Origin of the sequence: Blautia sp. Sow4_E7, assembly GCF_052116245.1 — a bacterium.
GTDB lineage: Bacteria > Bacillota > Clostridia > Lachnospirales > Lachnospiraceae > Blautia_A.
This window is the reverse complement of sequence record NZ_JBQKLL010000001.1, coordinates 67,968-89,229: the sequence shown is the minus strand read 5'-3', so window position 1 is coordinate 89,229 and position 21,262 is coordinate 67,968. Positions and strand designations below refer to the sequence as shown.

The 21,262-nt window shown below is 45.1% G+C and carries 17 protein-coding genes; 13 read left to right on the top strand and 4 right to left on the bottom strand.

The features are described 5' to 3' along the window. Positions 1-232 precede the first annotated feature (232 nt). From ACTQ50_RS00400 to ACTQ50_RS00385, 4 genes are all read left to right on the top strand, one after another. Positions 233-1,000 carry an ABC transporter ATP-binding protein gene (locus ACTQ50_RS00400; protein WP_441482462.1) on the top strand — a complete coding sequence of 256 codons (768 nt, stop codon included), beginning with the start codon at positions 233-235 and terminating at the stop codon, positions 998-1,000. Beyond that, positions 993-3,020, top strand: a complete 2,028-nt coding sequence (locus ACTQ50_RS00395; protein WP_441482461.1) for an FtsX-like permease family protein — start codon at positions 993-995, stop codon at positions 3,018-3,020. The genes ACTQ50_RS00400 and ACTQ50_RS00395 overlap by 8 nt, the downstream gene beginning before the upstream one ends. 288 nt (positions 3,021-3,308) lie before the next feature. Beyond that, a complete protein-coding gene (locus ACTQ50_RS00390; RefSeq protein WP_441482460.1) occupies positions 3,309-4,034 on the top strand; it encodes an AzlC family ABC transporter permease in 726 nt (241 codons plus the stop codon). Then, positions 4,024-4,341, top strand: a complete 318-nt coding sequence (locus ACTQ50_RS00385; RefSeq protein WP_441482459.1) for an AzlD domain-containing protein — start codon at positions 4,024-4,026, stop codon at positions 4,339-4,341. Before ACTQ50_RS00390 ends, ACTQ50_RS00385 begins: the two co-directional genes overlap by 11 nt. Before the next feature lie 62 nt (positions 4,342-4,403). Here ACTQ50_RS00385 and dapF read toward each other — a convergent pair whose 3' ends face one another. Further along, positions 4,404-5,258 carry a diaminopimelate epimerase gene (gene dapF / locus ACTQ50_RS00380; protein WP_441482458.1) on the bottom strand — a complete coding sequence of 285 codons (855 nt, stop codon included), beginning with the start codon at positions 5,256-5,258 and terminating at the stop codon, positions 4,404-4,406. 218 nt (positions 5,259-5,476) lie between these two features. On the opposite strand from dapF, the gene ACTQ50_RS00375 reads away from it, so the two are divergent. The 4 genes from ACTQ50_RS00375 (at position 5,477) to ACTQ50_RS00360 (ending at position 10,669) form a co-directional block, all read left to right on the top strand. Continuing rightward, on the top strand, positions 5,477-8,101 hold the full coding sequence (locus tag ACTQ50_RS00375; RefSeq protein ID WP_441482457.1) for a leucine-rich repeat protein: 2,625 nt from the start codon (positions 5,477-5,479) through the stop codon (positions 8,099-8,101). A 178-nt stretch (positions 8,102-8,279) separates the two neighbouring features. Continuing rightward, entirely contained in the window at positions 8,280-9,059 is a 780-nt protein-coding gene (locus ACTQ50_RS00370; protein ID WP_295304390.1) for a transporter substrate-binding domain-containing protein, read from the top strand. A gap of 181 nt (positions 9,060-9,240) precedes the next feature. After that, complete coding sequence (locus tag ACTQ50_RS00365) at positions 9,241-9,933, top strand: amino acid ABC transporter permease (protein WP_021925337.1); 693 nt, start codon at positions 9,241-9,243, stop codon at positions 9,931-9,933. After that, positions 9,923-10,669, top strand: coding sequence for an amino acid ABC transporter ATP-binding protein (locus tag ACTQ50_RS00360; protein ID WP_441482456.1), 747 nt, complete (start codon positions 9,923-9,925; stop codon positions 10,667-10,669). The genes ACTQ50_RS00365 and ACTQ50_RS00360 overlap by 11 nt, the downstream gene beginning before the upstream one ends. Positions 10,670-10,888: 219 nt before the next feature. Here the strand turns inward: ACTQ50_RS00360 and ACTQ50_RS00355 are convergent, their stop codons facing one another. Together ACTQ50_RS00355 and asnA are read right to left on the bottom strand one after the other, a co-directional pair. Further along, entirely contained in the window at positions 10,889-11,299 is a 411-nt protein-coding gene (locus ACTQ50_RS00355) for a CBS domain-containing protein (RefSeq protein WP_295304395.1), read from the bottom strand. Between the two features lie 30 nt (positions 11,300-11,329). Further along, on the bottom strand, positions 11,330-12,337 hold the full coding sequence (gene asnA / locus ACTQ50_RS00350; RefSeq protein WP_441482455.1) for an aspartate--ammonia ligase: 1,008 nt from the start codon (positions 12,335-12,337) through the stop codon (positions 11,330-11,332). A 239-nt stretch (positions 12,338-12,576) separates the two neighbouring features. Here asnA and ACTQ50_RS00345 point away from each other — a divergent pair, with 239 nt between their 5' ends. Together ACTQ50_RS00345 and ACTQ50_RS00340 are read left to right on the top strand one after the other, a co-directional pair. Continuing rightward, on the top strand, positions 12,577-13,497 hold the full coding sequence (locus ACTQ50_RS00345; protein ID WP_441482454.1) for a hypothetical protein: 921 nt from the start codon (positions 12,577-12,579) through the stop codon (positions 13,495-13,497). An 18-nt stretch (positions 13,498-13,515) separates the two neighbouring features. Further along, a complete protein-coding gene (locus ACTQ50_RS00340) occupies positions 13,516-13,962 on the top strand; it encodes a hypothetical protein (RefSeq protein ID WP_441482453.1) in 447 nt (148 codons plus the stop codon). A 157-nt stretch (positions 13,963-14,119) separates the two neighbouring features. On the opposite strand, the gene arcC is transcribed toward ACTQ50_RS00340, so the two are convergent. Beyond that, positions 14,120-15,052 carry a carbamate kinase gene (arcC, locus tag ACTQ50_RS00335; RefSeq protein ID WP_441482452.1) on the bottom strand — a complete coding sequence of 311 codons (933 nt, stop codon included), beginning with the start codon at positions 15,050-15,052 and terminating at the stop codon, positions 14,120-14,122. Between the two features lie 665 nt (positions 15,053-15,717). Between arcC and ACTQ50_RS00330 the strand changes: the two genes are divergently transcribed. The 3 genes from ACTQ50_RS00330 (at position 15,718) to priA (ending at position 21,219) form a co-directional block, all read left to right on the top strand. Beyond that, positions 15,718-17,421 carry a DUF7507 domain-containing protein gene (locus ACTQ50_RS00330; RefSeq protein WP_441482451.1) on the top strand — a complete coding sequence of 568 codons (1,704 nt, stop codon included), beginning with the start codon at positions 15,718-15,720 and terminating at the stop codon, positions 17,419-17,421. 108 nt (positions 17,422-17,529) lie between these two features. After that, a complete protein-coding gene (locus ACTQ50_RS00325; protein ID WP_441482450.1) occupies positions 17,530-18,987 on the top strand; it encodes a UDP-N-acetylmuramoyl-L-alanyl-D-glutamate--2,6-diaminopimelate ligase in 1,458 nt (485 codons plus the stop codon). A gap of 3 nt (positions 18,988-18,990) precedes the next feature. Then, entirely contained in the window at positions 18,991-21,219 is a 2,229-nt protein-coding gene (gene priA / locus ACTQ50_RS00320) for a replication restart helicase PriA (protein ID WP_441482449.1), read from the top strand. Positions 21,220-21,262 lie beyond the last annotated feature (43 nt).

Genomic DNA, 21,262 nt, shown 5'->3' with positions numbered 1-21,262 from the left:
ATTATCTTAAAAAGAATGAAAAATGTCATTATTGTTATAAAAAATAACTTTACACTAATTGGGAATAAATTTATATAGAAATTATTGAAAATCAGGGGAACCTTACAATTTTGTAAGTTTCCCCCTGCATTTTGTAACCTGATTCGATGGCAGTCCTCTTTGCTTTTTACTATACTGTCCATTGTAAACGAAAGCGCGTATGAGAAAAGCAAAAAGAAAGAGAGGACCAAACATGTCACTGCTTGAAGTTTCAAATCTGAAAAAAATATATACCACCCGCTTTGGCGGCAATAAAGTCCAGGCACTGTCCAATGTGAATTTCTCTGTGGAAAAAGGAGAATTTGTAGCAATCATGGGAGAAAGTGGTTCTGGTAAAACTACTCTTCTGAATATCCTTGCTACCCTGGATAAGCCAACCTCCGGCGATGTACTTCTGGAAGGGAAAAGCGTGGTACATCTTTCCGACAAGGAAATCTCCACATTCCGAAGAAAAAATCTTGGTTTTGTATTCCAGGATTTTAATCTTCTGGATACCTTCAGCTTGCGGGATAACATCTACCTTCCTCTGGTTCTGGCAGGTGAAGATTACCGGGAAATGGCGCAGAAGATCCGCCCCATTGCCCAGGCACTTCATATTACAGAGCTTCTGGAAAAATATCCTTACGAAGTATCCGGCGGCCAGAAACAGCGCTGTGCAGTAGCCAGAGCCTTGATCACCCAGCCGCGCCTGGTGTTGGCTGATGAGCCGACTGGAGCCCTGGATTCCAAGGCAGCCAATGCCCTTCTGGATGTTTTCGGCGAAATAAACGGCCAGGGACAGACCATCCTCATGGTTACCCACAGTGCCCAGGCAGCAAGCCGGGCCTCCAGAGTCCTGTTCATAAAGGATGGCGAGGTTTTCCACCAGATCTACCGTGGTGAGAAAACAAAAGAAGAGATGTACCAGATGATCTCCGATACGTTGACAATTCTGATGACAGGTGGTGAGTATCGTGGGTAATGGACTTTTTATGAAACTGGCTGTGGTGAACATAAAGAAGAACCATCAGACCTATGTACCTTACATTCTGGCATGTCTGTTTGATGTCGCCATGCTGTATATGATGCTTTTCATTAATCACAATGCAGGTATGGATTCCATCAAACACTCTGCGGATATCCTTATGATCACCTCCATGGGTGTTGGCGTTATTATTATATTTTCCTTTATTTTCCTTCTGTACAGCAACAGCTTCCTTATGAAGCGCCGCCAGAAGGAATTGGGGCTTTATAACATTCTTGGCCTGGAAAAGAAACATATCAGTATTGTTATGATCTGGGAAAATCTGATCAGTTCTGTTATCAGTTTTGCTGGCGGAATCCTGGTTGGAATTCTTGGAAGCAAGCTGGCTCTTTTGCTGCTTCTGAAACTGATCAAGGTACCGGATGCATTTGGATTTGAAGTCAGTATTCCAGCAATCCGGATCTGTGCAGAGATTTATGTTGTTATTTTTGTCTTGATCCTTCTCACAAATATCCGGAAGGTTTATAAGACAAAGCCAATCGATCTCCTTCACGCCCAGAACGCAGGAGAGCGGGAGCCGAAAGGCAAATGGCTGCTGGCCCTTCTTGGATTTATCTGTCTGTTTATCGGATATTATATTGCCATTACCACAGAATCTCCCCTTTCTGCCCTGTCCCTGTTTTTCATTGCAGTGGTGCTGGTAATGGCAGGAACGTATTTCCTTTTTACAGCTGGAAGTATTGTGATCCTGAAAATACTCCGCTGGAATAAGAAGTTTTATTATAAGACAAAGAATTTTACCGCAGTTTCCGGCATGCTGTACCGTATGAAGCAGAACGCAGTGGGACTGGCCAGCATCTGTATTTTAAGTACGGGCGTGCTGCTTATGATTTCTACCACAGTCTGCCTGAATTCCGGAATTAATGAGATTGTGGAGCTTCGGTGCCCGGCGGATGTGAGTGTGCTGTGCAGGGCAGATGACAGGGAAGCACTTGAAGAGCTTAGGACAAAACTTCTCAATGAGGTTGATGGCAAGGTATCCTATGAAAAGCTGAATACGGAAATTGCTTTTTCCACCACACTTATTATGGAGGGGGAAAACAGCGGGCACTTTCTGGATGCAAATGGGAGTAGTACGCTTTCCGCACTGCAGACCAATTTCGAATCCCTCACTGTTGTACCCCAGGAAGAATATGCCAAAGTTACTGGTAAGGAAATTTCTCTTGCGCCCGGCGAAGTTCTTGCTTACAAAGATGGAAAAGCTGGCGGGGACACTCTGGAGATTCATGACTGTGTTTACCAGGTAAAAGAATGGCTGAAGGATTACCGGTATGTGGGCGATAATTTTTCCTCTATGGATTCTATAAAGCTGATCGTAAATGATGAGGATTTCCAGAAAATTTATGAGCAGCAGCGCCAGGTGTATAATGGAGCAGCTTCTCTTTTGGCTGTAGAACTGGACGTTTATTTTTCCGGAACAGATGAGGAAAAATATGCGGCTGCAACAGAAGTTGAGACACTGGCAACGGATTTTATCGCTGCGGAAAATGCAAAAGGCAGTCTTCCAGAGGGAATTTCCTATATGACAAGTGTAAAACAGGAGATGTACACCAATTTCTACAGTATGTTTGGCGGAATCCTGTTCCTGGGAATTTTCCTTGGACTGTTGTTCCTGATGGGGGCAGCCATGATCATTTACTACAAACAGGTTTCGGAAGGCTTTGAGGATAAGGAGCGTTTCGAGATCATGCAGAAGGTGGGCATGACACACAAAGAGGTAAAGTCCTCCATTCACAGACAGATCCTGATGGTATTTTTCCTGCCCCTTGGTATGGCAGCCATCCACATTGCCATGGCTTTCCCAATGGTAAAAAGACTGCTGGCGCTGTTCAGTATGACCAACAGCGGATTGTTTATGGGATGTACGGTAGTCACTTTACTGGTGTTTGCTGTGATCTATGGAATTATTTATGGGCTGACGGCGAGGGTTTATTATAAGATTGTGGAAAGAAGATAAAGAAAAATAAAAAGATTAAGAAAGATATTTGGGTGCGAAGCGTGTTGCTGTGAGGAGTGAGATCAGTAACAGTCGTACGGATAAAGTGTATGTGAAAATCGCCCAAAAGTGTCAGTCAGGGTTGTATTTATCAGTGTAAAGTGCTACAATGAGAGAGCCTGGGAGGTAAAGAATGCTTCCCAGGCTATTTACGCGAAAAAAAACCTGAGAATATCTCTGAAATTTATGGGAAAGATAGAGTTTTTCGAGGATACAAATTCAGGCAGAAGAAACCGGAGGAAATCTCTTATGAAAAAAGAGAGTTTTAAACAGGGAATTACAGATGGAATCCCCATTGGTCTGGGGTATCTGGCAGTTTCCTTTACGTTTGGTATGATGGCTGTACAAGGTGGTCTGACCATCTGGCAGGCTGTTCTCATTTCCCTGACGAACCTGACGTCTGCTGGACAGTTCGCTGGTCTTGACATTATTATAGCCGGAGGTTCCTTATGGGAAATGGCACTTACCCAGTTGATCATCAATTTAAGATACTGTCTGATGTCCTTTTCCCTTTCCCAGAAGCTGCGGCGTGACGAGCCATGGGGACACCGTTATGGCGTTGCGTTCGGCGTGACAGACGAGATTTTCGGAGTCAGCGCCAGTAAACCGGGAAAAGTCAGTGCCTTCTATAATTACGGAGTTATGAGTGTGGCAATCCCTGGATGGACCGTTGGAACCCTGCTGGGTGCTATCTCCGGAAGTATTCTTCCTGATTTTATTATGAGCGCACTTGGTGTTGCTATCTATGGAATGTTCCTGGCAGTTATCATTCCGCCATCTAAGACAAACAGAGCTGTGCTTCTGGTCGTACTTGGAGCCATGGCGGTGAGTGCATTATTTGCCTGGGTTCCTGTATTATCAAAAGTATCATCCGGATTTGTGATCATCATCACCACAATCCTGGTAGCCGGACTGGCAGCATGGCTCTGCCCGGTGGAAGAAGAGAATGCCAAGGAGGAAGCTCATGAAGCCTAATGTTTATATTTATATCCTGGTTATGGCAGGAGTTACATACTTGATCCGAATGCTGCCCCTGGCTCTGGCCAAGAAGGAAATTACCAATCCTTTCATAAAATCCTTCCTATTCTACGTGCCCTACGCCTGCCTGGCAGCCATGACCTTCCCCGCCATCCTGTCCGCCACCGCCAGCGTGATTTCTGCAATAGTGGGATTCATCGTAGCGTTGATCGCCGCCTATAAAGAGAAAAGCCTGCTGACCGTAGCCCTATTAGCCTGCGGCGCAGTATTTATTGTAGAAAGAATAATGGCCTTTGCGATGTAAGCATTGTAATGAATGCTTACGGTCAGCAAGGGCCATTTTTACTATGTGCGGGAAACCAACTCTTATTCCCCAAGAAACGCCAAATCAATCTCCCCGTCAAACACAGTCGTCGCCGGTCCAGTCATATAAACCTGGTCGTCGTTCTCATCCCAGAAAATATTCAGATCTCCGCCCAGCAGCTTCACTGTAACCGGCTGATCCCTGTCCACAAGCCCATTGAGAATAGAAGCCACAGCCACCGCACAGGCTCCTGTTCCACAAGCCAGTGTCTCTCCAGATCCCCGCTCCCAGACTCTCATCTGAACCGTATGTCTGTCGATCACCTTCACAAACTCCGTATTCACACGATCCGGGAAATTCACATGAGTTTCAAAAGAAGGACCGATCTTCTCAATCTCCAGTCCATCCACATCATCCATATACACGATCGCATGGGGATTTCCCATAGAAACTGCTGTAAAATGATAAGTCTTTCCATCTACTTCAATAGGAGCATCGATCACCTGCTCGGTCTGTGCAACAACCGGGATCAAAGAAGCCTGAAGAATAGGAGTCCCCATATTTACCTTCACCATGCTCACCTTACCATCACGAATGGAAAGGTCCAGATATTTTACACCACTTTTGGTAGCGACGCTGATACTGGTCTTATTCACAATGCCGTAATCATAAGCATATTTGGCTACACAACGGATACCATTTCCACACATAGCTCCCTGGGAACCATCCAGGTTATACATATCCATCTCACAGTCTGCAATATCAGATGGTTTGATCAGGATCAATCCGTCTGACCCAATTCCAAAATGCCGGTCACTAACAAACTTCGCAACCGCTGACGGATCCTTCACAGTTTCTTTAAAACAGTTCACATATACATAATCGTTGCCGATACCATGCATTTTTGTAAATTTCATAAGATACCTCCTGTTTCCGGCGGTAAACGCCTTAAATTTTCATTATTTCTACTCCACACAAATCATATCATACCACAAATCTGTTATCAAAAAGTGAATTTTTCCAGATATTGACAAAGAAATTTTTGAAATTTATAATTTTTATATCAGCATATATAAGAATGCATTAGCAGGGAAATATGCAAAAAGAGAGAACTTGTCAAGGGAGGAAAAAGTCTATGAAAAAGAAACACTTATGGCTGTCGAAAGTAATGGCAGCAGCTCTTTGCGCAGCCATGGCAGCAGAGCCTGCGGCTATTTACGCGGAAGATTTTTCTGACGGATTTTACAGTGAAAGCCTGGACAATGGAGATGTTCAGGGGGAGGAAACAGAGGATAACAGTGAAACCTCACAGCCAGAGCAGAATGTGCCTGATTCAGACAACGCAGAAGCTCCGGAAACTCCGAAGACACCTGAAAATATACAGACGCCTGGAAGCGAGCAGACTGCAGATGAGTCTCGTGACTTTGGGACTGTACAGGGAAGCGGCGAAGAGCGGGATCTGAGTGCTGGAGAAGATATTTCCGAGGAGGATGGATTTGAGGATGGTTCAGAAACCGAGGAATTACAATTTTTTTCAGCTGATCCAGAAGAGACAGAAGCAGTAGGGACAAGCGGAAATTTAAGTGGAACCTGCGGTATAGGCGTAACATGGAAAATCGAAGACGGCGTAATGACTGTTGCTGGAAATGGCGCAATGGATAATTATGGCGTAGTAAAAGACTGGAATACTGGAGAGATCATTGAAGAGGAAACGAAATATCAGCCGTGGAAGGGCAGCGAGTATCTGGTAGAAGAAGTCTATGTGGAAGATGGAGTTACAAGCATTGGAAGCCAGGCGTTTATGAATTTTAAAAATCTGAGAAAAGCGGTAATCGGAAATACAGTAAAAAGTATTGGATCAAGTGCATTTGCTAATGATAACGCCCTTACGGAACTTACGATCGGAAATGCTGTTGATACCATTGGAAGCTCTGCATTTTGGGGGATTGCAGTCAGTAAGCTGGTTCTTCCGGCAAGTCTGAAAAATGCTGATGCAGATAGCTTTTACTGTATGTGGGAGACTACTGATTTCATTATTCCCAATAATGGGGTATTTCAGAGCATCGATGGTGTATTATACACAGATAATGGAAAAACATTATTTGCTTATCCACCTAAACGTACTGGAGAATATGTAATTCCTGGAAGTGTAAATAAAATAGGGGATAACGCATTTGGAAATACCTGCCTGACAAAGATTGTGATCCCAGATAGTGTTAAAACTATAGAAGATGAGGCATTCAGCTATAGTGAGGAACTGAAGTCCATTACTTTTGGAAAAGGAATTACTAAAATTCCGGATATGTGCTGTTATTATGATACTGCTCTTACAGAAGTAATTATTCCGGAAGGAGTCACAAGTATTGGAAGATGGGCATTTGATGCTTGTACAGCATTAAAAACCCTTACCATTCCGTCTACTGTTACTGAGGTGAAAGACTCCTTTTATGAGGGAACAAAGATTATTTTTAAAAATTCCGGTTTTCAGCAAAGGGAAGATGGAACTTTTGTTGATGGAATTTCTGTAAATGTGACAGCGAAAGAACGGTATGATTACGCTTTCCAGGTTCTGAAACTTGTGAATGAAGAAAGAGCTAAGTGCGGTGAGAAAGCACTGACCATGGATACCAGTCTTTTGGATACTGCTATGTTAAGAGGTTTTGAGTGTGTTCTTTACAGCAGTCATACAAGACCAGCTGGTGATACTTGTTTTACTGCAAATAATTTGATGATAGGTGAAAACATTGCCTGGGGACAGACAAGTCCTTCCAGTGTTATGAACTCCTGGATGAATTCTCCTGGTCATAAAGCAAATATTTTGAACTCCAATTATACCACTATTGGAATTGGCGCCATTGAGATTAATGGGCAAAATTACTGGGTTCAGTGTTTTGGTGATGAGAGCAAAGGAACAGCGGTTTCTTCTTCCTATAAGAATAAGACCAATACACGTACGGTAATTGTAAAGAAAGATTCAGAGTATTATGCTGGTTCATTTAAAATCACAAAAACCAGTTTGAAGGTTGGAGAAACAACAACGATTCAGAATTTGTGGAAAGGTTATTGGAACTATATGGATATTGGCAACAGCGGTGCAACAGCCGAGTCCTCAAATCCATCTGTATGCACAGTGAGCAATGGTAAGATCACAGCGAAGGCAGCAGGAACTGCAACGATCACCATGTATTATCCTGGATATAAGGAAAAAGCTGTTACACAGAAAATTACCGTAACAAAATCATCCACAGCCAGTACAAAAACATACAAAGTAACCTTCAACGCCAACGGCGGCAGCGCTTCTTCTAGGTCTAAGTCTGTAAAAGCAAAAGCCTCCGTAGGAACACTTCCGAAAGCTACCAGAGCGAAATATACTTTCGAAGGATGGTACACAAAGAAATCCGGAGGCTCTAAGGTAAGTACCTCCACGAAGGTTACCAAGGCATGTACTTATTACGCACACTGGAAGAAAGTAACCGTTTCTAAGGGTACCGTGAGCAAGCTGACCAATGGAAAAGGTAAGAAAATGACCGTCAGCCTGAAGAAGATCAGCGGTGCCTCCGGTTACCAGATCCTGTATGCTGCAAATTCCAAATTTACCGGCGGGAAAACAAAGACGACATCCAGAACCTCTTTGACCATCAGCGGACTTACCAAAAACAAGACTTATTATGTAAAGATAAGAGCTTACAAGAAAGATTCCAAAGGTCAGAAAGTATACGGTTCCTACAGTGCAGTCAAGAAAATCAAGATCAAAAAATAAGGAATCTTATGGAAAGTCTTGCATTTTTCAGAAAAGCTGATAAAATGGGGAAAAGATAGATGAATGAATATGCAGAAAGCATGAATAATTATGTCGCTGCCACAGCATGTGTTACGACGTGCATGCGTAGGGGATGAGAAGTGTTTTTCGCATATGAAATTAAGAGGAGGAAGAGAATATGAAAAAATTAGTAGCTCTTGCACTTGGCACAGTAATGGCAGTTTCCATGACAGCGGGCGTATCTGCTGCAACTGTTGAGACTAAGGATGACCTTAAGAACGCAACAATCGGTGTACAGCTTGGTACAACTGGTGACATCGAAGCAAGTGAATATGAGGCTGATGGTGCAACTGTTAAGCGTTACAGCAAAGGAAGCGAAGCTATCCAGGCACTTATGGCAGGTCAGATTGACTGTGTGATCATCGATTCCCAGCCAGCCCAGAAATTCGTTGAGAATGCTGACGGACTGAAGATCCTGGACGAGCCATTTGTAGAAGAAGAGTATGCAATCTGCCTGAAGAAAGGCAATGATGAGCTTCTTGACAAGATCAATGGTGCATTAGACGAGCTGAAAGAAGACGGAACTGTTGATGATATCATGAACAACTATATCGGTGATAACATCGGTGAGACACCATATGAGTCCCCGGAAGATGTAGACCGTTCCAACGGAACTCTTGTAATGGCTACAAACGCTGAGTTCGAGCCATATGAGTATCGTGAAGGCGATACCATCGTTGGTATCGACGCTGATATTGCACAGGCTATCTGCGATAAGCTTGGATATGAGCTTGAGATCGATGATATGGAGTTTGACGCAATCCTTGCTGCTGTACAGTCTGGAAAAGCTGATTTCGGTGCTGCCGGAATGACTGTTACAGAGGATCGTCTGGAGAGCGTTGATTTCACAGATACCTATGCAAACGCAAGCCAGGTTATCATTGTAAAAGCTGACTGATAGAAAGAACAAAGTATAAGCTGCCGGAACCTGGTACTGGCTGACTGAGTTGCATCAGACAGCCAGTGCTTTTCCGACAGCTTTTCCTTATCATGCAGGCATAAGCAAGAACGCTTTTGGGAGCATGTTAAAAAATGCTCAGGCTGTATGATAAAGATATCAGGATAAAAAGGGAAAAAATATGTTTGAAAAATTTGGACACGATTTTTACATCAATTTTATAAAAGATGACAGATACACCTGGCTGCTGGATGGTCTGAAAAATACCATGATCATCACAGTTTTTGCCTTGCTCATCGGTATCTGTATCGGCTTTCTTGTGGCAATCATCCGTTCTTCCCACGATAAATCCGGGAATTTCAAAATTGCCAATGCCATCTGTAAGGTTTATCTGACTGTGATCCGTGGAACACCTACTGTGATCCAGCTTTTGATCATGAACTTCGTTGTGTTTGGTTCTGTGAGTGTGAATGAGATTCTGGTAGGAAGTCTGGCGTTTGGTATTAACTCCGGTGCCTATGTAGCTGAGATCGTTCGTTCCGGAATCATGTCCATTGACCAGGGACAGACTGAGGCCGGACGAAGCCTGGGACTTAATTTTACCCAGACCATGCGCCTGATCATTATTCCACAGGCCTTTAAGAACGTACTTCCGGCACTGGTAAATGAGTTTATCGTGCTGATCAAGGAGACTTCCATCATCGGTTATATCGGAATGATGGATCTGACCAAGGGCGCAATGCTGATCCAGAGCCGTACCTACAATGCATTTATGCCTCTTCTGGCAGCAGCGGCAATTTACCTGATCGTGGTCATGGTGCTGACCTTCTTTATGAATAAACTGGAGAGGAGACTGAGAACCAGTGAGCGTTGATAAGAACAAAGTTTTGATCCAGGTACAGGATCTGAAAAAAGCTTTTGGATCCAACCAGGTACTGGATGGAATTTCCACAGATATCTGCCAGGGCGAGGTTGTGGCCATTATCGGACCATCTGGTTCCGGTAAATCTACCTTCCTTCGTTCCCTGAACCTTTTGGAGGTGCCTACAGGAGGCAAGATCCTGTTTGAGGGAACCGATATTACAGATCCTAAGGTTGACATAAATCGTCACCGCCAGAAAATCGGAATGGTTTTCCAGCAGTTTAACCTGTTTCCACATAAAACTGTAAAGCAGAACATTATGATGGCGCCTGTTGCGCTGAAGCTGATGACCAAGGAAGAGGCTTCTAAGCGTGCGGACGAGCTTCTTGCCCGTGTTGGTCTGCCGGACAAGGCGGATGCTTATCCGGATATGCTTTCCGGTGGTCAGAAGCAGCGTATTGCTATTGCAAGATCTCTTGCCATGAATCCGGATGTGATGCTTTTTGATGAGCCTACTTCCGCGCTGGATCCGGAGATGGTAGGTGAGGTTCTGGAGCTGATGAAGGAGCTTGCAAAGAGTGGTATGACCATGGTTGTGGTTACCCATGAGATGGGATTTGCAAGAGAGGTTGCAACCAGAGTCTTATTTATTGATGACGGCAAGATCCAGGAGCAGAATGCGCCAAAGGAATTTTTCGAAAATCCGCAGAATCCAAGACTGAAGGAGTTTTTGTCTAAGGTTCTGTAAAGGGAAAAAATAAGCGAACCTGTGATCTGCTGCAGGTTGTATTGTAAAAAAGAGACAGCTTTTATCACTGGTTTGAACGTGGTAGAGGCTGTCTTTTCTTTGAGGAAATTTGAGGCGGTTTTTACATAAAATATGAGTTATAGGACAAAATATAGGCAGCTGCTATATAAGTAGTTGTAAAATTACAATTTCTTTTATACAGCAGCTGCCAAATAAATTTTATGCGTTTTTTTGCATTTCCTTATAGCAATACTTGATAATTTCTTTTCTGGTCACAATTCCGATAAAGTGATCCTGGTCGTCGATAACCGGTACAAAGTTCTGGTTGATGGCGCGGTCCAGAAGATCCTCCATGTCGCAGTCAACGTGAACCGGTTTATAGGTGGCTCTTCTGGAGATGGCCATAACCGGGACTTCTTCGGCTGTTTTCATATCTGTGATGTTCAGATTCTTCATTCCCCAGAGCAGGTCACCTTCTGAAATAGTGCCTACATATTTTCCATCCGGATTAAGAATAGGAATACAGGAAAATTTCCGGTGCTCCATTTTCTCAAGAGTCTGTCTTAAGGTTTCATTCTCAAAAATATAGGCAATATCACTTTTCGGTGTTAAGAAAAAAAGTATATTCAATTTAATCCCTCGTTTCGTGCTGGGTTGATTTTACAGAAGCGGAATACCGCCTTTGGCTGCTTCCTCCTGCATTTCCTGAGGCCACAGGGAAACGTGAACTTCTCCAATGTGAGCCTTGCGCAGGAAAAACATACAGATACGGGACTGGCCGATACCGCCGCCAATGGTGTATGGAAGCTCCTTATTCAGAATTGCCTTCTGGAATGGAAGCTCTCTGCGGTCATCACAGCCTGCTTCTGTAAGCTGCTTGTCAAGTGCTGTCTCGTCTACACGGATACCCATGGAGGAAAGCTCAAGGGCAATGTCCAGTACAGGATAGTATACCAGAATATCGCCGTTTAATTCCCAGTCATCATAGTCCGGGGCACGTCCGTCGTGGCGTTCGCCGTTTGTCAGTTTCTTACCTACCTGCATAAGGAAAACGGCACCTTTTTCTTTTACGATCTTGTATTCTCTTTCCTTAGGAGTAAGGTCCGGATACATGTCTACAAGCTCTTCTGTGGAGACGAATGCGATCTCTCTTGGAAGAATTTCTTCTATGTAGTCGTACTGGACTGCCATGTATTTCTCAGTCTTGCGAAGAACACTGTAGATGGCGCGGACCGTGTTGATCAGAGTCTCTACGTTTCGCTCTTCCTTGGTGATGATCTTCTCCCAGTCCCACTGGTCAACGTAGATGGAGTGGATATTGTCCACATCTTCGTCGCGGCGGATGGCAACCATATCGGTATATAAGCCTTCCCCTACAGAGAAACCATATTTCTTCAGTGCATAACGTTTCCATTTGGCAAGGGAGTGTACGATCTCGGCGTCACCTTCCATGCCCTTAATGTCAAAGCTTACCGGACGCTCCACTCCGTTTAAGTTATCATTGAGGCCGGAACTTGGGTCTACAAATATAGGCGCGGAGACACGCAGAAGGTTCAGCTTCTGTGCAAGTGTCTGCTGGAAAAAGTCTTTAACAGTTTTAATTGCTACCTGAGTATCATGAAGATTAAGGTCTGCATGATAGCCCATAGGAATTTTCAATTGTTCCATGGGAATCCTCCTTGTTGATTTGGTGATCTCTGGTTACTGTCCACAATTATGATTCCGCGAAATGGAGCTTCGGGGATGTGTTCAGCAACAATCTCGGTTTATTATAACAGGTATTTAACCGCTTGGCAATTTACACCTTGCAAGAAATATATAAAAAAGTTACAATAAAAGATAAAGAGAGCAACGATTTTGCCCTGTTAAGCTGTGAAACAGGGGATTCGAGAACCGGGAGGACGCCTATGGAGAAAAAACGGTGCCAGGTCTGTGACGGACCTGTTGTGAATGGCAGATGTAAGCTGTGTGGAATGCCATATAGAAATGATGAAACTTTGTATCATCTGAATGAGAACAGAAGTGACCATTACCGTCATGCCACCAGCCGGGCGCGGGCAATCATGCGCCAGGAGGAAATCCCGCTGGGGGATAAGAAGCCAGGAAATGCAGCTGGGAAAAACTATAAGTCTGGGACTGCGGGAACTGTGGGCACAGGAAATAAATATGGACAGAAAACTGGTGGAATCAATACTGGAAGCGGTTATAAGCCGTTGACTGGAAGTGGTTCCAATAAGGGAAACGGAAGTACATATAAAGGGGCCTCGGCAGCGAAGCCGGGGAATAAGAGCGCTGCCAGCAGTTATACGGCTTCGAACAGACAGGCTGCTGCCAGCAGTTATACCTCCCAGAACAGGCAGGCCACCACAAGTGCGTATAATACTGCAAATAAAAAAGGCGGTGTTTATACCCAGAAGCCTGTGAAGAAGAAAAAAGGTTCTCTTCTTGGCTGGCTGATCATGATCGTGGTTATTTTCTCTGTTGTACCGGAGCTATGGGATACACTGAGAGATGATTTAGCGCCAGTCCTTGAAGAATCTCTGGACGGAATATTTGGTTCTGATGCTTCTGCAGTTTCCTATGAAATGAGATCGGGAGATGTGCTGGAAGTTGGGAAAGATTTGGAAGACGGCATTGTGCCGGGCTATTATATTGCATCCTGTGACAATGGCTTTGTAAGTTTTATGATCATGGGAGAAGATGGGGAAACCGGAACTATGACAGTGTCAGAAGGCCTGGAGAATAAGATCACCCTGAAAGAAGGGGACTTTATCGGAATTATAAATGCAGAGTCAGAGGACAGTGCATTACTGCTCACAGCAAGATAAGGAAAGGCAGACAAGAGAATGACAGAAGAAGAGAAGAAAGCGGGAAGCAGGAAAAAATGGGCACTGGTGTTTGGAACCATTGCGGTGATCGCCATTGTGTTTACCTGGATTTCCTGGAAGTCTATGCATCCTGAGAAAACCGTAACAATGGAGGAACTGGATCAATACGCGGCACAAGAGCTGGTCAATGATATGGAATGTATCAACGGTTCCTATGTAGTTCTGATCTATAATGAACAGGAGCAGGGAAGTGAATGGTATGCGCTGAAAGATGCAGATCAGGCACAGGCGGAAGCCCTGGCTGAGCGGGCGGGTGTTAAGATTAAGGAAGAGAAGATTTCACCGCCGGTGATCTTTATTATGTATATGATCCAGTTTTCCATCTGCTATGGAGTTGTATGGGGAATCTGGAAACTGTACGGGAAATTCCGCATTGGGAAGAGAAAAGAGCATTACAGGATATAAAAACTCCAGGAACGTGGACATTGGGTCTGCAATCCACAGATGTAACGGAAAATAAAAAAGGAACCTTATCCGAATAAACTGTTCGGTCAGAGGTTCCTTTTATGTGCTTTGATTTAGGGAAAAAGTTAACTGCTATGGGACTACGTATCTTATATGATTAGTGAATGGTAGTTCCTGTTTTTCCTTCGTATCCCTCTTTGGCGTGAGCCATATCTGTGATAACAGCAGTGCGTCCCTCACCTTTTTCAATAAAGGAGATACCTGCTTCAATTTTCGGAAGCATGGAGCCGGATGCAAACTGGTTCTCTTCGATATACTTCTTAGCGTCAGCGACAGTGATGCTGCCAAGCTTCTGCTCATCTGCCTGACCGTGGTTCAGGCTTACATTCTCTACACTTGTGAGGATCAGAAGGGTATCTGCATTTAACTCTTCTGCAAGAAGTCCTGCAGCAAGGTCCTTCTCAATGATGGCACTGGCACCGTGAAGATTGATGCCCTGCTCCAGTACCGGGATTCCGCCGCCGCCAGCTGCGATTACTACCTGATCGGCATTCAGGAGTGCACGGACGGTCTCGATCTCTACGATCTTCTGTGGCTTGGGAGCTGCTACGATACGTCTGTATCCGCCTTCTGCCACCTTTGTAACGAAGTTTCCCTTCTCTTCTTCAGCTTCTGCCTCTTCTTCTGTGAGAACACGGCCGATGATCTTCTCCGGATCTGCGAAAGCGTCATCGTACGGATCAATGACGGTCTGGGTAAGAACAGTCGCAACCGGTTTGTAAATTCCGCGGCTGATGAACTCTGTGCGGATGGCATTCTGAAGGTCATAACCAATGTAGCCCTGGCTCATTGCGGAGCAGACAGACATAGGAGCAAATGTGTAATCCGGGTGTGCTTTTCCAAATTCATTCATTGCAGTGTGGATCATGCCGATCTGTGGGCCGTTGCTGTGGGAGATTACCACCTTAGTGCCTTCTTCAACAAGATCTGCAATTGCCTTTGCTGCGGCTTTAGTGGCTACTTTCTGCTCTGGAAGTGTGGTGCCGAGAGCTCTGTGGCCTAATGCAACTACTACGATTTTTTCACTCATAGGAGATACCTCGTTTCTGTCAAGAATATAATGCGGATATCAGAGAAAAATCCCCGGACATCCTTATGTAATATCTTCCATTATAAAAGCTAAGGGGGGGAATTGCAATAGAAAAGTGTTGCGGTGAAGGTGGCGAATAGCAACTAGAAAAGTCCAGAAAACAGGAAAAGCCATCTGCGTGGGCAGACGGCTTATTTCCTTTATTTTTTGAGGGGGGAGATAGAGAGTGGTTTTTCATCTATCCGAGACTTATTATATCGGCAATTTGTGAGGAAAATGTGTCCCAAATCTAAAAGAAATCGAAAATATATGAAATGAAAATAAAATCCGACACTTTCTTGCATTTAAGGACCAAGTGTGGTAAAGTATTTCTATCTTATTTCTGCATTCTGCAGAAAAGAATTTCTACCGCGTCGATTCGGCGCAAGATAACCCGTTTTTTGGAAGGTAACTTGTAGATAGGGGCGTTTTGTACGCTTTTTTCGTAAATGCGAAGTACAACAGGACTGGTGCAAGGTTCGCTGTTATTGATTCGCGTAAAAAAGGATGTGGTTCCCATGTGCTGTCAGTGAGTGATTTTCATATATGGTGATGTCACGGATCGGTGACAGGTCTGTTTTGTAAGAAAAATGATGGAAAATTGTGGCAGATAAGGAGACGTTAGAATGAGAAAAAGAATATGGAAAAAGATACTGACCGTGGGAACCTGCCTGCTTGCCCAGACGGGAATCCTGGCTGGATGTACGGCGCAGCCGGCCATGGCACAGGCTTCTGGAATGGAAACTGGAGTGACGGTATCTCAGGAGGCAGTATGGACGGATCTGGAGAAGTTTCAGGCGAAAATATCCGTGAGAGCAGATGGCCTGGCTGGTCTTGTATGGGAAAATACCAGTCACAGTGGTGAAGAACCAGAAGAAAATGTGACAGGAAATGGCGGCAATGGAAATCTGGAAGAAGAGGGAATGGATGAGCAGAATGGTTTTTTGGACCAGACAGAGGACTTTTCTGTTATAGAGAGTCGGGATGATAATGCGGCGTTTGAATCGGAAAGTGTGGCAAGTGTGCAGTACCCCACTTCTTATGAACTGGTAGTCTGGCTCTCGGAATATTTTCAGCCAGAAGCCGCATTTGCGGCACCAGAAGGCTGTCTCAGAGAGGAACTTCCCGTAACGGCAGCGGACGGCAGATCCATCAGTATTACGGGATTTCGCTGGAAAATTGATCCAGGAGAACAGGGGAAACTGCTGGAAATTCCAGTTACATTGCGTGAAGAATACCGCTTTCCAAAGGAAAAAACAGTGGTTCCAACCTGTCAGGACATTCTTCATGGAAATGGAGCCTTAAGTGGAGAAGAAAATGGAGGCGGGATTTATATTGTGAAAAAGGTTGGAAACGAGAAGGAAATTTTGTGTAAAACAAATTCGCAAAATCTGGAAATACCAGCTGCCAACATGGATTTTCAAATAGAATTGAGTCCACGGGATGAGACATTTTTTGCTGGAGACCGGATTTATATGGAGGTAAGCCTGACCAATAACGGACAAGTGCCATTCTATGGCATTTCTCTTCAGTCTGAGGCGAAGAAAATGGAAACTGCTCCAGTGTGGGAAAAAGAACCTGGTCTGGAAGTAACGGAAGGTGGAGCTGTATTGGAAAGTCTCACGCCTGGGGAGGGGCGGACGCTTTCCTTTTATGTGGATACAACTGCCGGGCAGAAAGGAAATCTGATCCTGGAAACCCAGGCCAGGGCTGAGAAGCCTGTTTCTTTAGAGCGCACAGCAGAGCAGCAATTGACGGTGAAGCCCAAAAAGGCAGCGTTTACCGTGAAGAAAACTTCCGACTGCGAAAATGCCAGCCCTGGGGATACGGTGACCTATCAGATCAGCATCCACAATACAGGAGAGGTAACCCTTCATTCCGTGATCACCACGGAACGGTTCGGGCTGGCTGGCGTGACAGCCAGGTTTCTTGAGCAGGAAGGAGTCACTTTAAATAAAAGCAAAACCCAGGCAAAAATCCCGGAAATCGTACCTGGAGGCTGTGTGAACTTAAAGGCGAGGGTGATCCTTCCAGAAAATCTGGAAGACCAGGATCTGGTGAATCAGATCATTGTGGTAACAGATGAAACTGGTGAGGAGAGCGCAGTGCGGGATCAGGCGACCATTCGTGTGGAGTCGAAAAAGAAAGAGATGTCTGGCAATGGAGGCGGCACAGGAAGTGAAGAAAGTGACGGCGGTGGGAGGTCTGCATCCACAGCGCCAAAGACTGGAGACAATTCCCAGAAAGAGGTGTTCCAGGCGTTGATCCTGTTATCTTTCGTCTTTTCCGCAGTATCTGCCAGACGGATGTTTTTTAGAAGGAAAGATTGAAAACAAATTCTGTGTGTGCTATTCTATAAAAGAGTATGCGTTGTTGCAAAAAGGAATCTTAAAGATTGTTTTTTATTAACGACGTCCAAACATAGGGAGGCATATATTATGAAATTATCATCCTTATTAGAGAAGTTAGAATACACCTGCGTGCAGGGAAGCACAGAGCAGGACGTCACTGGTGTTATTTATGATTCCAGAAAAGTAACAGAAGGTTCTCTGTTCATCTGTATCAGAGGCGCTGTTGTAGACGGACATAAATTTATTCCGGATGTAGTAAAAAAGGGTGCAAAGGTACTGGTAGTAGAAGAAGCGGTTACGGCACCTTCTGACGTTACGGTTATTCAGGTGGCAGATACCAGATACGCAATGGCGTTTATTGCAGCTGTCTGGTTCGGACATCCGGCAGAGAAACTGAAAACAATCGGAATTACCGGAACCAAAGGCAAGACCACCACTACCTATATGGTAAAATCCATTCTGGAGAATGCAGGATATAAGGTTGGTCTGATCGGTACCATTGAGGCGATCATTGGAGATAAGGTGATCCCGGCCTCCAATACCACACCGGAGTCCTATGTGGTTCAGGAGTATTTCCATGAGATGGTAGAAGCTGGCTGCGATTGTGTGGTTATGGAGGTTTCTTCACAGGGACTGATGCTGCACCGTACCCAGGGATTTGTATTTGATTTTGGAATTTTCACAAATATTGAACCAGATCACATCGGACCAAATGAGCACAAGGATTTTGACCATTATCTGGCATGCAAATCCATGCTGCTGAAGCAGTGCCGCGTGGGAATTGTAAACCGTGATGACGAGCACTTTGACAGAATTATAGAAGGCCATACCTGTACCCTTGAGACCTACGGCTTTTCCAAGGAAGCAGATCTTCGTGCAGAGGATGCAAAGCTGGTTGGCGGAAAAGGATATCTTGGAATTTCCTATCATCTGAAGGGGCTTATGGACTTCCCGGTAGAAATTGATATTCCAGGTAAATTCAGCATTTACAATTCTCTTACAGCCATTGCCATCTGCCGCCATTTCAAGGTTTCCCAGGAGAATATCCTGAAGGCCCTGAAGGTTGCCAAGGTAAAAGGCCGCATTGAGATGGTGAAGGTATCCGATGAGTTTACGCTGATGATCGATTATGCGCATAATGCAATGGCTCTGGAGAGCCTTCTTACCACATTGCGGGAGTACCATCCCCACAGACTGGTATGCCTGTTTGGATGCGGCGGAAACCGCTCCAAGCTTCGCCGCTATGAGATGGGAGAGGTTTCCGGACGTCTGGCAGATCTGACGATCATTACTTCTGATAATCCCCGTGATGAGGAGCCACAGGCCATTATTGATGATATCAAGGCTGGCATGGCGAAAACAGAGGGGAAATATGTGGAAATTCCAGACCGTAAGGAAGCAATCGCTTATGCGATCCATCACGGTGAGCCTGGAGACATTGTGGTACTGGCTGGTAAAGGTCATGAAGATTACCAGGAAATCAAAGGCAAAAAATATCCAATGGATGAGCGCGTGCTGATCGCGGATATTCTTGCTGGAAAGTAAAACATGACGTATGCAGATATTATTGTAGATATTTCCCATGAGAAGCTGGACAAAAGCTTTCAGTATGTTGTTCCGGAGAATCTGAAGGAAGAGATACAGGTGGGAATGGTGGTTTCCATTCCTTTTGGAAGGGGAAACCAGCTGCGCAAGGGATATGTAGTAGGGATTTCCGGGGAACCGAAGGTGAAAGGAATCCAGATCAAATCCATTGCCGGCATTCAGAATGATCAGGAAACTACGGAGTCCAGGCTGATCGCACTGGCCGGGTGGATGCGGGAGCATTATGGATCTACCATGATCCAGGCTTTAAAGACGGTTCTTCCCATCCAGAAAAAGGTGAAAGCCCAGGAGAAACGGTGGATAACCCTTCTCATTTCCAGGGAAGATGGGGAAAAGCTTTTAGAGGAGATGAGAAATACCAGATTCAAAGCCCGTACCCGTCTTTTGGAGGCGCTTCTTTTGGCGGAAGATGGGAAGCTTGAGACTGCCATGGCTGGAAAAGAGCTTGGAACCAATGCTTCTGTTTTGCATTATTTTCAGGAAAAAGGAATTGTTTCTGTGGATTCAGATGAGGTGTACAGAAGTGCAATTGCAGATGCAGCAAGCATCCCCCATATAGAACCAGCAGTGCTGAGCCAGCCCCAGAAACAGGCTGTGGAGCAGATCCTGGCAGAATGGGAAAGACCTGAGCCAAGGCCCGTGCTGATCCATGGCGTTACCGGAAGTGGGAAAACAGAAGTTTACATGGAACTGATCCACAAGGTGATAAAGGAAGGCAGACAGGCAATCGTGCTGATTCCGGAAATTGCCCTGACGTATCAGACTGTCAGACGATTTTACGGCCGCTTTGGAGATAAGGTGTCCGTGATCAACTCCAGGCTTTCCCAGGGAGAACGGTATGACCAGTTCAAAAGGGCAAAGCAGGGGGAGCTTCAGGTAATGGTGGGACCCCGCTCCGCACTTTTTACTCCATTTGGAAATCTTGGACTGATCATTATTGATGAGGAACATGAATCTTCTTATAAGAGTGAGAACAGTCCCAGGTATCATGCCCGCGAGACTGCCATACACAGGGCGAAAATGGAGGGCGCCAGGGTGATCCTTGGCTCAGCCACTCCTTCCATGGAAGCCTATTACAGGGCAAAAGAAGGAGAATACGCTCTTGTAAAGCTGGAGGCCAGATTTGAAGAAAGGCCTCTTCCAAAAGTATCAATTATTGATATGCGGGAACAATTAAAGAAGGGAAACCGTCTTGCACTTAGCCTGGAGCTAAGGGAAGATCTTGGAAAATGTCTGGAAAAGGGCGAGCAGGCCATGCTGTTCCTTAACCGCCGCGGGTATGCAGGCTTTGTTTCCTGCCGTTCCTGTGGTCATGTGATGAAATGTCCACACTGTGATGTTTCTTTAAGTGAGCACAATGGAAGAAAACTGATCTGTCATTATTGCGGCTACGAAACAGTGAAGCCGGATAAATGTCCGGTTTGTTCTTCTCCTTATATTGGAGGCTTTAAAGCAGGAACCCAGCAGATCCAGCAGGTGGTGGAAAAAGAATTTCCAGGGGCAAGAGTCCTTCGGATGGATTATGACACCACTAGGGCAAAGGGAAGCTATGAGAAAATTCTGGCTGCTTTTTCCCGGCATGAAGCAGATGTTCTGATCGGAACCCAGATGATCGTGAAAGGACATGATTTTCCAGATGTCACTCTTGTGGGAGTGATCGCAGCAGATTTATCCCTGAATGCAGATGACTACCGGAGTGGTGAGCGCACATTCCAGCTGCTTACCCAAGCAGTGGGACGATCCGGAAGGGGGAAAAAGGAAGGGCATGCGCTGATCCAGACCTACAGCCCGGATCACTACAGCATTCAGACAGCAGCCAGGCAGGATTATGAGGAATTCTATGAAGAAGAGATGGGTTACCGCCTTCTGATGGATTATCCGCCTGCGGCACATATGATGGCAGTACTTGGCTCTTCAGAGGATGAGAAGCTGTTAGAAACAGCCATGCATTATCTTGCCTTGTTTACGGGTAAGGTATATTCGGGAAAAGATCTTCACGTGATCGGTCCCGCCCCGGCGTCTGTGGGGAAAGTAAAGGACGTATACAGAAGAGTACTTTATCTGAAGCATGAGAATTATGACCTGCTTGTCCGGATCAAGGACAGGCTGGAAGAATATATTGAGATCAATTCCGGCTTTAGAAAGGTTTATATACAATTTGATTTTTCATAAAGAGAAATACCAGAGAAGCTGCTTTTATGGCAAAGTTTTGCAA

Excerpts from the sequence above, each read along its gene's own strand:
- ACTQ50_RS00375 (WP_441482457.1), top strand. The coding sequence starts at position 5,477 with ATGAAAAAGAAACACTTATGGCTGTCGAAAGTAATGGCAGCAGCTCTT.
- ACTQ50_RS00365 (WP_021925337.1), top strand. The coding sequence starts at position 9,241 with ATGTTTGAAAAATTTGGACACGATTTTTACATCAATTTTATAAAAGAT.
- asnA (WP_441482455.1), bottom strand. The coding sequence starts at position 12,337 with ATGGAACAATTGAAAATTCCTATGGGCTATCATGCAGACCTTAATCTT.
- ACTQ50_RS00370 (WP_295304390.1), top strand. The coding sequence starts at position 8,280 with ATGAAAAAATTAGTAGCTCTTGCACTTGGCACAGTAATGGCAGTTTCC.
- ACTQ50_RS00330 (WP_441482451.1), top strand. The coding sequence starts at position 15,718 with ATGAGAAAAAGAATATGGAAAAAGATACTGACCGTGGGAACCTGCCTG.
- ACTQ50_RS00400 (WP_441482462.1), top strand. The coding sequence starts at position 233 with ATGTCACTGCTTGAAGTTTCAAATCTGAAAAAAATATATACCACCCGC.
- arcC (WP_441482452.1), bottom strand. The coding sequence starts at position 15,052 with ATGAGTGAAAAAATCGTAGTAGTTGCATTAGGCCACAGAGCTCTCGGC.
- ACTQ50_RS00340 (WP_441482453.1), top strand. The coding sequence starts at position 13,516 with ATGACAGAAGAAGAGAAGAAAGCGGGAAGCAGGAAAAAATGGGCACTG.
- ACTQ50_RS00390 (WP_441482460.1), top strand. The coding sequence starts at position 3,309 with ATGAAAAAAGAGAGTTTTAAACAGGGAATTACAGATGGAATCCCCATT.
- ACTQ50_RS00325 (WP_441482450.1), top strand. The coding sequence starts at position 17,530 with ATGAAATTATCATCCTTATTAGAGAAGTTAGAATACACCTGCGTGCAG.
- dapF (WP_441482458.1), bottom strand. The coding sequence starts at position 5,258 with ATGAAATTTACAAAAATGCATGGTATCGGCAACGATTATGTATATGTG.
- priA (WP_441482449.1), top strand. The coding sequence starts at position 18,991 with ATGACGTATGCAGATATTATTGTAGATATTTCCCATGAGAAGCTGGAC.
- ACTQ50_RS00385 (WP_441482459.1), top strand. The coding sequence starts at position 4,024 with ATGAAGCCTAATGTTTATATTTATATCCTGGTTATGGCAGGAGTTACA.
- ACTQ50_RS00345 (WP_441482454.1), top strand. The coding sequence starts at position 12,577 with ATGGAGAAAAAACGGTGCCAGGTCTGTGACGGACCTGTTGTGAATGGC.